Origin of the sequence: Pseudomonas sp. AA-38 (assembly GCF_029457475.1) — a bacterium.
GTDB lineage: Bacteria > Pseudomonadota > Gammaproteobacteria > Pseudomonadales > Pseudomonadaceae > Aquipseudomonas.
In genome coordinates this window covers 1,543,947-1,557,278 of the sequence record NZ_CP120359.1, presented here as the reverse complement: position 1 = coordinate 1,557,278, position 13,332 = coordinate 1,543,947, and the positions used below count along the sequence as shown (strand labels likewise).

Annotated in this window: 11 protein-coding genes; 6 read left to right on the top strand and 5 right to left on the bottom strand. The window is 59.8% G+C overall.

The features are described 5' to 3' along the window. Positions 1-44: 44 nt before the first annotated feature. The 4 genes from PVE35_RS07105 to PVE35_RS07090 are packed head-to-tail and all read left to right on the top strand — an operon-like array spanning position 45 to position 7,210. Positions 45-1,523 (top strand): ATP-binding protein, encoded by a 1,479-nt coding sequence (locus PVE35_RS07105; protein WP_124086383.1) that lies wholly within the window; start codon positions 45-47, stop codon positions 1,521-1,523. Then, positions 1,520-4,180 carry a Z1 domain-containing protein gene (locus PVE35_RS07100; RefSeq protein WP_224396968.1) on the top strand — a complete coding sequence of 887 codons (2,661 nt, stop codon included), beginning with the start codon at positions 1,520-1,522 and terminating at the stop codon, positions 4,178-4,180. Before PVE35_RS07105 ends, PVE35_RS07100 begins: the two co-directional genes overlap by 4 nt. Further along, positions 4,173-5,138: a PD-(D/E)XK motif protein gene (locus PVE35_RS07095; protein WP_124086379.1), complete on the top strand. Its 966-nt coding sequence runs from the start codon at positions 4,173-4,175 to the stop codon at positions 5,136-5,138. Before PVE35_RS07100 ends, PVE35_RS07095 begins: the two co-directional genes overlap by 8 nt. Continuing rightward, on the top strand, positions 5,138-7,210 hold the full coding sequence (locus PVE35_RS07090) for an AIPR family protein (RefSeq protein ID WP_144735378.1): 2,073 nt from the start codon (positions 5,138-5,140) through the stop codon (positions 7,208-7,210). The genes PVE35_RS07095 and PVE35_RS07090 overlap by 1 nt, the downstream gene beginning before the upstream one ends. Positions 7,211-7,293: 83 nt before the next feature. Here the strand turns inward: PVE35_RS07090 and PVE35_RS07085 are convergent, their stop codons facing one another. The 5 genes from PVE35_RS07085 to PVE35_RS07065 are packed head-to-tail and all read right to left on the bottom strand — an operon-like array spanning position 7,294 to position 11,754. Next, positions 7,294-7,770: a Mov34/MPN/PAD-1 family protein gene (locus PVE35_RS07085; protein WP_050411167.1), complete on the bottom strand. Its 477-nt coding sequence runs from the start codon at positions 7,768-7,770 to the stop codon at positions 7,294-7,296. Then, the gene (locus PVE35_RS07080; protein ID WP_277374224.1) at positions 7,758-9,389 is read right to left on the bottom strand and encodes a ThiF family adenylyltransferase; all 1,632 of its coding nucleotides are present in this window, start codon (positions 9,387-9,389) and stop codon (positions 7,758-7,760) included. The genes PVE35_RS07085 and PVE35_RS07080 overlap by 13 nt, the downstream gene beginning before the upstream one ends. Beyond that, a complete protein-coding gene (locus tag PVE35_RS07075; RefSeq protein WP_277374223.1) occupies positions 9,386-10,528 on the bottom strand; it encodes a CBASS cGAMP synthase in 1,143 nt (380 codons plus the stop codon). Before PVE35_RS07075 ends, PVE35_RS07080 begins: the two co-directional genes overlap by 4 nt. Continuing rightward, positions 10,522-11,523 (bottom strand): CBASS cGAMP-activated phospholipase, encoded by a 1,002-nt coding sequence (locus PVE35_RS07070; protein ID WP_210568551.1) that lies wholly within the window; start codon positions 11,521-11,523, stop codon positions 10,522-10,524. Before PVE35_RS07070 ends, PVE35_RS07075 begins: the two co-directional genes overlap by 7 nt. Positions 11,524-11,529: 6 nt before the next feature. Then, positions 11,530-11,754 (bottom strand): DUF2188 domain-containing protein, encoded by a 225-nt coding sequence (locus PVE35_RS07065; protein ID WP_023093135.1) that lies wholly within the window; start codon positions 11,752-11,754, stop codon positions 11,530-11,532. A gap of 288 nt (positions 11,755-12,042) precedes the next feature. On the opposite strand from PVE35_RS07065, the gene PVE35_RS07060 reads away from it, so the two are divergent. Both PVE35_RS07060 and PVE35_RS07055 read left to right on the top strand, forming a co-directional pair. Continuing rightward, complete coding sequence (locus PVE35_RS07060; RefSeq protein ID WP_017462926.1) at positions 12,043-12,432, top strand: helix-turn-helix transcriptional regulator; 390 nt, start codon at positions 12,043-12,045, stop codon at positions 12,430-12,432. A gap of 2 nt (positions 12,433-12,434) precedes the next feature. Continuing rightward, entirely contained in the window at positions 12,435-13,304 is an 870-nt protein-coding gene (locus tag PVE35_RS07055; protein WP_144735372.1) for an ImmA/IrrE family metallo-endopeptidase, read from the top strand. Positions 13,305-13,332: the final 28 nt, after the last annotated feature.

Sequence of the window (13,332 nt, the reverse complement as noted above, 5' to 3'; positions counted from 1 at the left end):
GCTTACCATGCACGTGACTCACGAGAAGACGCAAGAGGAAGCCGATGGCTCGTGATCGCAGTCATCCGCCGAGCGCGGCCTGCCTTTCCGAATCGATGCGGGACCTTGGGTACTCGCTCGAAACTGCGATTGCCGATCTGATCGACAACAGCATTTCCGCTGGCGCGGACACCATCGACATCATTTGCGATGTGTCCGGTGAGCATCCTGTGATGGTCATCCTCGACAACGGCAGGGGGATGACGGAAGACGAGCTGCTCGATGCGATGCGTCATGGGACCGGCAACCCCAGGCAGCATCGGTCACCGAAGGATCTTGGGCGCTTCGGCCTTGGCCTGAAGACAGCCTCGTTTTCCCAATGTCGCTCGCTGACCGTTGTGAGCACACGCGATGGAACTGTCTGCGGAGCCGAATGGAATCTGGATCGCATCGATGCTGCCGACGACTGGATTCTTTCCATCTTGGACGATGCGGACATCCATGGGTTGCCTTATGTCGAACGGCTCGGCGCCCGGGGCACGGCCGTCATCTGGCGAGAGCTCGACCGATTGATGGAGGACGAGGCAGGGGATCGTCGAGACGAGATCGTCAATGAGAAGCTTGAGGTGGTGGGCAGACATCTGTCACTTGTCTTCCACCGGTTTCTCTCGGGTGAGATCAAGGGACATGCCAGGATTTCTCTCACCGTCAATGGTCGTCCGATTACGGCATTCGACCCCTTCTGCAGGAAGAATCCTGCCACCCAGGTGCTTCCGGAGGAGATCGTCCGCATCGGCGAGGCCGAGGTGCGCCTGCAGCCTTACGTGCTTCCACACCACAGTCGTCTGTCCGCGTCCGAGTACGACTACTACCAGGATCGCAGTGACTTCATCTCCAATCAGGGGGGCTACGTCTATCGAAACGGCCGCCTGATGGCCTGGGGCGACTGGTTCAGACTCGTGCCGAAGGGTGAGGCCACCAAGTTGGCGCGGATACAGATCGACTTTCCCAACAGTCTGGACGAAGCCTGGACCATCGACATCAAGAAATCCCGTGCCCGCCCGCCGCATGCGGTGCGGGAGCGCCTGCGTCAGATCATCAACAGGATCACTGCCCGCAGCGTGACGGTGCATCGGGGACGCGGGCAGAGGCTTTTTCAGGAAAGCCAGGCCCCGTTCTGGGAGCGCTACGCCGATCACGGCGGCATCCGTTTCGCAATCAACGAGCAGCACCCACTCATCGCATCCCTGGGCACAAGACTCTCGCCCGAGAATGCGGATCTGCTTCGTGTCCTGCTGGATTCGATTGCCGCCTCCCTGCCGGTGGAGATGATCTATTCCGATTACTCGACCCATCCGCGCGAGATCAACCAGAGGGCGGTGGATGAAAGTCAGACTTTGGAGCGCCTGAAGAGTCTCAGGAAGGTGCTCTACGGCGACGGGCCGGGCGATCCGAATGCCTTTCTCCAGATCGTGCGCTCGACGCATCTTTTCGATGGCCAGATCGAACTGGCCGAAAAATTCATCAGCGAGACCTTTGCATGAGCCTCACAGTCATCACGGAAGAACGGAACATCGCCAACGCGCTCATCTCGGGCCTTGCCAACATGGCCGAGACGCCGACGCGCGAGCAGGTGGAGGAGAAGGCGAGACAGATCGCCGCGATCTTCGGCTATACGGGTGATCTCCGCAATATCGTCACCGAGGCGATGATCTCGGTCGACACGCGCATGGGCGCCGGTGTTTCGCTGGTGGATGTCACTGCGAAGCATGATGATCAGTGGGTCCACAAGCGTGAGGATGTCGCCTGGACCTATGCGGAATCCTATGGAAACTTTCTTCTCAAGGAAGGTTGGCCACCGCAGATGGTCCAGTCGCTGAGCGATGTGACGACCCGCATTCTCGGCCACCTGCAGGACCCGTTGAGCGAGGGCACAACCTGGAACCGTCGCGGACTTGTCATCGGTCATGTGCAGTCGGGCAAGACGGCCAACTACACCGGCCTGATAGCACGCGCCGCCGACGCTGGCTACAAGTTCATCATCGTCGTCGCCGGCATTCACAACAATCTGCGCAAGCAGACGCAGCAGCGCATCGATGAGGCTTTCATCGGCCGATCCAGCGATCCCGAGGATCGTCGCAACATCGGTGTCGGCCTCGCGTCGGGCTATCCGCATCCGGCCACCCTCACCAACATCAACGAGGACTTCAACAAGAACACGGCGGAAAAGAGCGGCTGGAAGATCAACGACTTCAGCAAGCCGATCATTCTGGTCATCAAGAAGAACGTCACGACGCTCACGGCCCTTCACAAGTGGCTGAAGGAGCTGAACGCCGAGGGCGATGGCCGGATTTCCGACGTGCCGATGCTGCTGATTGACGACGAGGCCGACAACGCGTCGATCAACACGAACAAGGAGGATCTGGATCCGACCCGAACGAATGCGATGATCCGGCGCATCCTCGGGCTGTTCGCGAAATCGTGCTATGTCGGCTACACGGCGACACCGTTCGCCAACATCTTCATCAACCCCGACGCCTATGGCGATGATGTGCGTGAGGAGCTGTTCCCGCGCGACTTCATCTATTGCCTGGACGCGCCAACGACGTACTTCGGTGCCGAGAAGGTGTTCCTCGACGAGGCGACCAGTCAATCGATCGTGAGGCCGATCGACGATTGCGAGGATCTCATCCCGTACGCGCACAAGCGTGACGATCCCGTCCACGAGTTGCCCCCCAGCCTCTATCGCGCACTCGACGAATTCATCGTCGCCCGCGCCATCCGGAACCTGCGTGGGCAGACCGGCAAGCATTGCTCAATGATGGTCAATGTGTCGCGCTTCGTGCCCGTTCAGAAGGCCGTGCGTGACTTCCTGAGTCTCAGGGAGAAGAAGATCAGGGAAGCGGTTCTCGCCAACTACGCGATGCCGGAAGAGGTTTCCTCAAGAAACGCGTACATGCAGGGCCTGAAGCATGCCTTCGATGCCGAGTATGCCGATGCTGGGTTTACCTGGGCGGAAGTGAAGACTGCCCTCAGCGGCGTCTTCGAGCACCTCCACCTCTATGTCATCAACAGCAAGAGTGACGAGGTGCTCGACTACGCCCGCTACGCGAAGGAAGGAGTCGGGTTGACCGCGGTCGCGGTCGGTGGTCTGAGCCTCTCCCGAGGCCTGACCATCGAGGGGTTGACCGTCAGCTACATGTACCGCAATACGAAGATGTACGACACCCTCATGCAGATGGGCCGCTGGTTCGGCTACCGGCCGGGCTTCGAGGACCTCTGCCGCGTCCATCTCTCGCGCGACTCGATCAACTGGTACTCCCACATCGCCGATGCCGCCGAAGAGCTTGTACAGCAGGTCAAGCGCATGCGGCGCGATCGCCTCAGCCCGAAGGATTTTGGCCTGTACGTCCGCTCGCATCCGGACAGCCTGCTGATCACGGCGGCGAACAAGATGCGATCGGGCCAGGAGGTCACGGTCGAGCAGAGTTTCAGTGGGCGACTGCGGGAGAGCTACATTGTCTCCACCGACCCCGACGTGAATGCCAGGAACCTTGCGCTGATCGCCGATCACTGGCGGAGTGGATTCGGCGGACGACCGGAGGAGCCCACCGAAAAGGGCGTCATCTTCAGGGACGTGCCCGTCGAGGTGATCGACGACTTCCTCACCCGGTTCGAATGCCATTCGACCTTTGCCGGACAGAAGTCGGACGTGGTGAGCTATCTCGAACGGATTGCGACAAAGCGCCCGCTGGCCGATGTTCTGCTGATTTCCCCTTCGGGTGGCTCAGGCGGTGAAAACCCGTTCACCCTGAGGAATCAGGTGCGCGTCGTCGGGAAGGATCAGCCGAACGGCACTTCGTGGCGCCTGAACAAGGACAGGGTTGCCTCGCGTGGCGACGAGAAGCTTGGGCTCAGCGACGCACAACGCAATGAGGCAAGGACGCTGGCTGGCGGCGAAGATGGCTCAGGAGCGGTATCCGACACACATTACCGTATGGTCCGGAACAAGCCGCTCCTCATGATTCACAGCTTGGAGCCCAAGGGCGAGGCCGTGACGGGACCGATCGCCGCCTTCGGCGTCAGTTTTCCCTATGGGGACTATTCGACGACCATCAATGTCGTCGTGAACAAGGTCTGGCTCCAGCAGATGCAGGGTTACGCCGACGATCCTGACGAGGAGGATGACTACGATGCCTGAGTCCTCTCCGTGGGATGACATCGCCGTTCCGGGAGCGGACTTCAATGTCCGCCAGGTTGCGGCGGGAACGGCCGTGCCCTGTTTCTGGGGACGCGATGCCAGTGGCGCCTGCCTGTTCATCGTGGAGCTTCAGGGCGACCACGCAGCCCAGTACCGGAAGAACGCGGTCACGGTGAACGGCATCGATGTCGATCTTCGTGCCGGAGATCAGGGGCAGCAGCACTTGGTCCTCGCTCTTGAAAGGCAGGTCGACCGCGATCTCTTCGAAGGACTGTGCCGCACCCTTGCATCCTCGCTGGAGCACGCCACCGACTCGGCGAGTTCTCTCGCGGTCTCTCTGGCACACATCCGCCGTTGGAAGACCTTCCTGTCAGGCCGGAGTCAGCACCTGTCCATCGAGGAAGTCCGCGGTCTCTTCGCCGAAATCGTCTTTCTGACGGAACTGATCGATCGGCAGATGTCGAGCAGTGACGCCGTCGAGGCCTGGCTCGGTCCGGAACGATCACATCAGGATTTCATCTTTGGCAACACAGCCGTCGAGGTCAAATCGCTCTCTGGCGCAGAGCGGAGCAGCGTCCGCATTTCATCGGAAGACCAGCTCGAATCCCTGAACGATGCGCTGTTCCTGCGCGTGTACCGGCTGAGCAGTCTGGCCGACGCGGCAGGAGCTCGATCGCTCAACGAGATCGTCACTGCAGTCCAGGCACGGCTCGGCGAGGCGGACGCCGTCGAGGCCTTTGACCGGAAGCTGGTTGCGCACGGCTATGCGCCGCTCCCTGACTACGATGAGCCTCGCTTTGTCGTCAGCGACGTGCGCAGCTATCGTGTTGGTGACGGATTTCCGCGTCTGATGCGGTCGCAACTGCCGCCAGGGATTGCCAACGTGGCCTACGACATCAGGCTGGAAACGATTGCTCCGTACAAGTGTGACGAAGCATCCATCTTCGGGGAGGATTGATGGAGCAGACCGACGAAGAGTTCTTCCACGACTTCCGACAGGAACTGTTGGCGGGCGCCGAAGCCAATGGCAGCTTCCAGCTCTCCGAATTCATGGAGGCCATCGCGAACGACCTTGTCGAGACAGGCTTCACGGAAGGGTTCGAGCTCTGCCATTTCCGGGCGCAGCGTGGCATGCGCGTGGACGGCTACTGGTTCAATGACGAAGGAGTTCTGGACCTCTTCATCGCGGACTTCGACTCCCGAAACGAGCTGGCATCGCTCACCAGAACGGAAGTGGCCGCGGCATTCAAGCGTGTTGCCAACTTCTTCGAGGCCAGCGCCAACAAGGGCCTGGCCGGCGAACTGGAGGTCACATCGCCGGAGTACGGCCTTGCCAGGCAGATTGCGGATCGCAAGGACGCCATTCGGCAGGTCAACCTGGTTCTCTTTTCCGAGCGCACGCTCAGCGAGAAAATCCAGGCCCTTCCCGATACGGAAGTGGCAGGTGTTCCGGTTGCTCACCACATCTGGGACATCTCACGACTTCATCGTCAGCGAAGCTCCCGCAGCCACAAGGAGCCACTCGACCTCGACTTCGAGCAGATGTTCGGCAAGGGCATCGCCTGCCTTCCCGCACACCTGGGGACCGATGCCTATCAATCCTATCTCATGGTCATGCCTGCCGAGGTGCTGGCGACCCTGTACGAAAGATTCGGAGCGCGTTTGCTTGAGCAGAACGTCCGTACGTTCCTGCAGGCGCGCGGCAATGTGAACCAGGGAATAAGGGCGACGATCCTGAACGAACCTGGGATGTTCTTTGCCTATAACAACGGGATTACGGCTACTGCACAGAGTGTCGAGACAGGGATGACGGATTCCGGTCTGGCGATCACGAGGGTTGTCGATCTCCAGATCGTCAATGGTGGCCAGACCACGGCATCGCTGTTCCACACACGGAAGCGGGACAAGGCCGATCTTTCCCAGATATTCGTCCAGTTGAAGCTGTCCGTCATCGACAGCCTGCAGAGCGAAACGGTCGTTCCAAGGATATCGGAGTATGCGAACACCCAGAATCGGGTGAATGCCGCCGACTTCTTCTCGAACCACCCGTTCCATGTGCGGATGGAAGGGTTTTCCCGACGGATCTGGGCACCCGCGCAGAAGGGCGCCCCGCGCGAGACGAGATGGTTCTATGAGCGCGCGCGCGGCCAGTATGCCGATGCACAGTCCAAGCTCACACCCGCGGAGCAGCGTCGCTTCAAGGCGGAGCATCCCAAGCCACAGATGTTCACGAAGACGGACCTCGCGAAGTTCGAGAATGTCTGGGATGACCATCCCAGGTGGGTGAATCTTGGCTCCCAGAAGAACTTTGCGCGCTACGCCGCCCGAATCGGCAGCGAGTGGGAGAAATCATCCGACGCGTTCAACGAGTTCTATTTCAAGAGGGCTGTCGCACGTGGTCTGATCTTCCGCGCCACGGAGCGCATCGTTTCTGCGCAGCCCTGGTACAACGGCGGGTACCGAGCAAACATCGTGGCCTACACGCTGGCGGTACTCGGTGACATCACGAAGCGCAGGAAGGAGAGCATCGACTTTCTGGGCATCTGGAATGCACAGAAGGTCGATCCGGTGCTCGAAAGTGCCATCGCTGTCGTGTCGGGGGTCGTGAACGACGACATCATCAGACCACCGCAAGGCATTTCCAACATTTCCGAGTGGTGCAAGAAGGAGGCGTGCTGGACGAGGATACAGGCTCGTACCGACGCCATTGCCAATCTCCTCCCGCCCGAGTTCTACGATCGACTTGTTCCGCAAGATGATCAGGCAGCGATCGTGAAGACTGCGAAGCAGACGCAGAGGATCGACAACGGCATCGAGGCGCAGCGAAAAGTGCTGGCTGTTCCCGCTGCGGAATGGGCTCGCATCCATCAGTCGCTGCTTGAGAAAGATCTGCTCACCCTGAAGGAAGACGGCGTGCTCAGGGTGGCCATGCAGATTCCCTCCAAGCTCCCGACAGAAAAGCAGAGTGTGGTGTTGCTGGATATTCTGGAGAAAGGGCGTCTCGAAGGCGTGGTTGTGAGCGAGCCCTGAGCGCCGAAGGTTGTCCCGGCGCGCTATTCCGTTCACCGGCCCGACGAAGGCGGCACGCTGCGACGACACTGGTTTGTGTGCCGCTATTCCACAGGGGAGAATACTGATCCTTGGCCTGAGCCTGGCACCAACTCAATATACAGGGCATTTCGGCCAACAATGACAGCGAGCGTTGGTCGCTTATCCCGACGCTTGGCCGACAGACGGTTCCACTCCGATCTATCGAGGCCCGACGGGTTGGGGTTGTCTTCCGGATGGGTGTGCCATTCGCCCAAATAGCGGATGGTTCCCTGGCTCGCCGTCCATCGAGCCAGTGCAATGGCTTCGTGGCCGAATGGCATTCTCTCGAACAGGTAGCGAAACCGTTTGTCCCATGCCGTGGGAACCGTTGCATGCTCAATGAGCATGTGAGTTCCATGGACCGAACCAAGTAGCAGCCCGCCAGCTTCGCAGTCAGAATCACTGGCTTGGACATGCTGGCGGAAGGTCTCCAGCGTGGACTTCGAAAAATGTAGCAGCGTTCTGTTGTCGTCGGCCGCCCAAGAACTCATGAATTGCATAAGGGGCACTCCCGATCCCGCGGAGGATTGCAATCGGGTGTGGCAAGCTGCTGGGCGCGGTCGATCAACCTGGTTCGTAACGCGGGGGTATAAACGCCGTTGACCCAATCGAGGGTCATCTCAGCGCCCAGGCTGGCAGCGTGCACCGACACCGAAGCGGGGAATGGCACGTACAAGCCTTCGCATCCATGCCCCGCCAGAATGGCAGGAAGAGGATCAGTGATAGAACGGAACTCGCCTCTTCTGTTGCTATGCCAAAGACATCGATAGCACGCATCAGATGCTTTCGTCCTCAGGAGCGCACGGACAGCCGTTCCCGGCCCCTCGATCCAGACCGAAAGCATGGGCGTCGGAGGCGGATAGTGGCCGCACAGCCAATGCCCGAGAGATTCTTCCCTGGTGGCATCTATGAGCAGGTCCAGCTCTCCCAGTTGGGCATGCCTGACATCCACGGGCAGCGCGCGAATCTCGGCGCCTGGCGCCAAGCGCTTGAGTTCCTTCGCCATAGCCTCCGCCTTGTTCGACAGCAGGTCCGGGAATCCGAGGCGATGGCGCCCGATGTTTTGCGGGAGAAGGCAATCGAAATCCACCAACGTGAGTTTTCCGCCACATGTCCCCGCCCCAGCCTTGACAAGCATGTCCGACAGATAGCCACCAATCGTGCCGCATCCAACGACGGCGATGTTCTTCCCTGCAAGCGTCTTTGAGTTCGGCATGTTCCGCTGGGCAAGGTACCGATCGTCAATTCTGACCACCGAAATGGGCATCACCTTCAACCCATAGCTCGAATCCCTGCGATCTATGAGCTTGCTCTTTTGGACAAGACTTTGGCGGTCGTAGAGAACCGCAAAGCCATAGGTCATCAGCGGAGACTCGATGACGATCAGAACTCCGTTGGCCTTCTTCCTCTCCCCCTCCTTGATACGCTCGTGAATCTTGCGCCGGCACCGGGGATCAAGAGTGCTCTGCCACGCCAGGATATCTCCGACTGTTTCAGGAGGCCAATTGCTAGTCAGAGGGCGCGGTTGAGCACCGGTCTTTACTCGGTAAGTCAGCACCGTTCTATCGGTGACCTGGTAGCCGAGCGACTTCAGCTTCTCAGTTGTTCGATCTTCGTTGTCGGTGATGAACCACAAGGGGTACCCATTGGCATGCGCGACGATGCAGTTCTGTCGCCCTAGATCCTCGCCTTGCATGTCCACGAAACAATGCCAGCCGTGCCAATAGGCGAAGAACTCTTCCGCGAGGTCTTCGATCATCTCCCCCTGCATGATCTGCCCGAACACGACGGCCGCGCGTTGCAGGCACGCCAGCGACTGTCCGACAGGATCGTAGATGTCCAGAACGACGGTCCCCTTGGCGAGATAGCAAAGCCCGCCATCTGCGCCAAGATGAGGAACCGCTGCGGGCAGCTCAGGAGGGATTTCCAGCAGCCGGATGCGAGGCAAGTCGAAGAACGTGGGGTCGAGCTGGACTTCGCACGGACAACCCTTGTCCGCTTGGGGCGAGGTCAACCGTCCGTGCAGCCTGAACCAGCCGTCATCCGTCTTGCCAACAAACGCGAAGCCTCGCTGCTTGAAGGCCTCGATCACGTCTGCGACCGCTGCGGCGCTGCTCATCCAGCTTTCGTTCGTCCGATGAGTTCGCTAGGACCAGCAGTAGCGGGAGTCGCGGCAATAGTGGCGGCAACGGACACCACCTTGACCCGATCCGGCTCGTTCGGAAAACGTGGGCCAAATTCGCCTCGCATCCAGATGCAGGCCTGTGAAGGACTGCTGGCGCCGGTTGCTCCGCGAAGCGCCTTCTCAAACTCTTCGAATGCTTTGGCCGCATCTTCGACACCCGCTTGGCCAAGTCGTTCCGTGAGCGATTCGGACTCTTCCACGGGGTTGTTCACTCCCCCACGCAACCGGGCTGGCAGTGCCGCGACGACATCCAGCAGAGCGAGGTCGTCGCGCCTATCGCGTTTCTCAAAGAGCGGGGCCGCGGCGGCCATCAACAGGATCGAGGCAGGTCCTCCGCTGGACCACTTCCAATCGCGGAACGCCTTCAAGTAACGAACCACGCGGCGGAACTGCTCCCCCTTGGCTTCCACTTCGCCCAGGAACCATTCCTTCACGGGCCTCGGGTCAGAGGACATCCAGTTGCATTCACGATGGGCCAGGAGAACCTTGTCAGCCGGCAGCGCGGTCCACGCATCGCGCTCTGCCATGTTCACCGCTTCCGTCAGCGAGTCGTAGCCATATCGCTCCATCGAAGCCTTTGCGAGCGTGACAAATTCCTCGTCGGGAATGGCGTACAGAGGAATATCAATGTGAGCATACGCAGCAATGACGATGCGTATGCAGGTCGGCTTGTCGGTGACAAGCTTCCACCGCCTTTCCTCGACCAGCGGCTTCAATGCTTCTTCCGCAGCGGCAAAGAACACCGTCGCCGCAGTGCTGGGACGCTTCGTCTGCGAGACGAAACTCATTGGCAGATAGCAGCCATCGTCGACATCCGCCTGCTGAGGGTGTTGTGCCGGGGCGTTCAGCGTCTTGTATGCCCACGACCCTTGCGTGAAGAAGCGCGGCTGCGGCACGTCTTCCGTGTATCCGTTTGCCCTAAGCACGCGGGGGATGCCTGTGCGCAGGCAGTCCCTGACGTCAGTGCGTGCGCTGGCGATCCAGGCGCGCTGCCCAGGCGTCAGATCCAGCTCGTCGTGCATGCAGGATTCGTCATCAAGGGTGGTGAAGAAGAGTGGGCTCAAGTTCAGCATGCGGCCTCCGGAACATTCTTGTTGGGGCCGTGATAGAAGATGGGAGCGTCGGCCTGGTGCGCTCGAAATGGTTGGAAAAGAGGATCGCCGAGCGCACGCTGCGCCGCGTGGTTGCCGCGATCCTTGAGCGTATTCGTGGCGCCAATGGAAACCCGATCCAGCGCCTTCACGTCCTTGCTTTGATCCGGCGTCGCCTTGTCGTCGATCTGGAAGTAGTTGTTGCCCAACGCCTGCCGCAGCATGTAGTCCACCGACGACTCCTGGGCGGAGATCACGAGATCGAAGAGTCCCCCGCGCCACTTGCCGAATCCGCGGTCGAGGCTGGCGCCGCCACGAACGGTCGCACCGATGGTCATCGTGCCGATGGCGAGGACCCGAACCAGCGCATCCTGCTTCGGCGCCAGGAACGTCTTGACTTCGTGCAACCCGAACAGGCCCGGGGCGTTGCCCACCAGCCCCCCATCCGCGAAGACACCGCGGTCGTTGCGCGCCAGAGGAAAGTAGACGGGCGCGGCGGCTGTCGCCAACGCCACATCAACGACCTTCATGCGGTGATCCAGCTCAAAGGACGGATGGTGCGGTGTCTTGAAGAACTGCCCGCGTCCCGTCGAGTAGTTGACTGCCGGCACAAGAACACGATGCTTCAGGTCGCCTATCGTGGTCCCTTGGAAGTGCTCGGTCAGTACCTCTTTCAATCCCGCTGAGTCATGCTTTGCGGTCAGCCAGAATCCCAGAAGCCGCCGCGGCAGGCTGCGGCAGCCAAAGATGCGGCTGCCCTGTTCTTCAAACAGTGCCTTGAGTTCATAGGCCGGAATTTCCGCAGCCAGCCCCAAAGCCAGCATCCCTCCTGCCGATGTGCCGCAAATCAGATCAAAGTGCGAAGCGATCGGACGGCCCAGCACGGTTTCGAGTTCGGCGAGAACCGTGGCGGTGTACAGGCCGCGATAACCGCCCCCTGACAGGGCGAGCACATGGTAGGTAGGGATGCCCGTCATGGCACTTCAGCCCTTCGGCGGGAAGGAGTCGTTGCCGTGGCTGTCCTTGTCACGGATACGGCCATCCGGACGATGGATGACGAGTTCGGATTGCTGGTTGCGTGCGATATCCCTCGCTGCGTCAATGGCCTGTTGCTGCGTGTCGTGCACGGAGGTCGCCCGCTGATTGCCGGCTCCCTTCACGGCCCAACCATCTTGATGAGGAACAACATGCTGATTCTTGCCTGCCATAATGACTTTCCTACAGTGGAACTATCGAAGACCCAGCCGCTCGGCTAGGTTGTCAACGGCCGCCCGCTGTAGCACAATTCGTTGCTCACGCAGACAACAGAAAGGCCGAGCCAATCCAACCTGGAGCAGGCGTAAAACCTACATCTGTTGCCTGGCTGGACAACAATGTATCAGAGCGCGTGCGCCGGTGCAACTGGGCGTGCGGTGTGCGCCTTTGAACATCAACCGGATGTGGAGGGGCAACAGAGGGCTTGGCCCTTCTTCCCGCAACCGCAAGGATAAGAACTCATGCCGCAAACAGGCCTAGGCGTCGCCCTCAAGACGCTACGCGAACGCAGAACCCTTTCCCTGCGTGAGATCGGCCAGCTATCGTCAGTTGATCATGCTTATGTCCACCGTCTCGAAACAGGCGAGAAGACAAACCCATCCCAAGACTTGGTGGAGAAGCTATTGAAGGTTCTCAAGCCGGGGGAAAGAGATGCCGCACTCGTGATGTGGCTGGTTGACCACGCAGATGCTGATCCAAGCCTTGTTGAATTCGTGCTACAAGATCCCTCGATCAGCATCGATGTTTTTTCAGCCGCGGCTGGAGTCAGGCATCGGGGAAATGCAAGGCCTGATCCCGCGACGCTCATCGCCCGAATCAAGAAGGCCTTTGACGACGACGAGGACGACTGAACATGGACGAGGCGGATGTCAGGCAGAGAGCGCGCGCGTTTGTCGCGAGAGTCGATGTTTCGAACATCCGAGAAGACCTGTCCCCGTATGTGAACGCGGCTAACGCCAAGGTCAAGAAGGATGAGCTTGGCGATGGGGAGTCCGGCTATACCGTTACCAAGCCGAACGGGAAGCACATCATCACGGTGAATTCGCTGGAAACCGAAGAGCGCCAGCGCTTCACTGTCTGCCACGAAATAGCTCATATCGTGCTCGACTTGGAATCAAGTCACGACGAGGTGCCGTCATGGTCCTATGCAAAGCGACATCCGAACGAGATCGCCTGCGACACGTTTGCCGCTGAACTGCTGATGCCCTATCAGCAATGGCTCTCCGCTGTTCCCAAGGAAGAGCCCTCCCTGGATCTCATCCAACACATGGCCGACTTGTTCGGCACATCATTCCCTGCAGCGGCGTCAAGGTTTGCCAGTCTTAGTGACATGCCGTGCGCATTCGTCACCATGGAGCGCGGTGCGGTGCGATATGCCGCACGCTCAACGGCCTTGCGGCAAGCTGGGGCCTGGATACCTCCCAGGTCGGTCATTCCAGCAGGCTCCGTAGCTCACCGAATCCGCTCTTCAGGGAATAGCGCTACTGAGACGGGGGAAGTTTCACAGGATGTCTGGTTCGACAACTGGGAGAAGGGCCTTGATCTATGGGAACTTTCAAGACATTACCAGCGCACCGATACCACCATCTCCTTGCTATGGTTCGACGGCGACGATTTGCCGGAGGTTGAGGTAAACCGCTTCGGCACACGTGTCGAAGACGATGGAGGCTTGGCTGAATTGACGGGAGAGCTGCCATGGCCGGGGCGAAGCAGGCGCCGCTGAAAAGCCATCACGGCCACGACCGCAAGGA

Excerpts from the sequence above, each read along its gene's own strand:
- PVE35_RS07105 (WP_124086383.1), top strand. The coding sequence starts at position 45 with ATGGCTCGTGATCGCAGTCATCCGCCGAGCGCGGCCTGCCTTTCCGAA.
- PVE35_RS07100 (WP_224396968.1), top strand. The coding sequence starts at position 1,520 with ATGAGCCTCACAGTCATCACGGAAGAACGGAACATCGCCAACGCGCTC.
- PVE35_RS07095 (WP_124086379.1), top strand. The coding sequence starts at position 4,173 with ATGCCTGAGTCCTCTCCGTGGGATGACATCGCCGTTCCGGGAGCGGAC.
- PVE35_RS07090 (WP_144735378.1), top strand. The coding sequence starts at position 5,138 with ATGGAGCAGACCGACGAAGAGTTCTTCCACGACTTCCGACAGGAACTG.
- PVE35_RS07085 (WP_050411167.1), bottom strand. The coding sequence starts at position 7,770 with ATGCAATTCATGAGTTCTTGGGCGGCCGACGACAACAGAACGCTGCTA.
- PVE35_RS07080 (WP_277374224.1), bottom strand. The coding sequence starts at position 9,389 with ATGAGCAGCGCCGCAGCGGTCGCAGACGTGATCGAGGCCTTCAAGCAG.
- PVE35_RS07075 (WP_277374223.1), bottom strand. The coding sequence starts at position 10,528 with ATGCTGAACTTGAGCCCACTCTTCTTCACCACCCTTGATGACGAATCC.
- PVE35_RS07070 (WP_210568551.1), bottom strand. The coding sequence starts at position 11,523 with ATGACGGGCATCCCTACCTACCATGTGCTCGCCCTGTCAGGGGGCGGT.
- PVE35_RS07065 (WP_023093135.1), bottom strand. The coding sequence starts at position 11,754 with ATGGCAGGCAAGAATCAGCATGTTGTTCCTCATCAAGATGGTTGGGCC.
- PVE35_RS07060 (WP_017462926.1), top strand. The coding sequence starts at position 12,043 with ATGCCGCAAACAGGCCTAGGCGTCGCCCTCAAGACGCTACGCGAACGC.
- PVE35_RS07055 (WP_144735372.1), top strand. The coding sequence starts at position 12,435 with ATGGACGAGGCGGATGTCAGGCAGAGAGCGCGCGCGTTTGTCGCGAGA.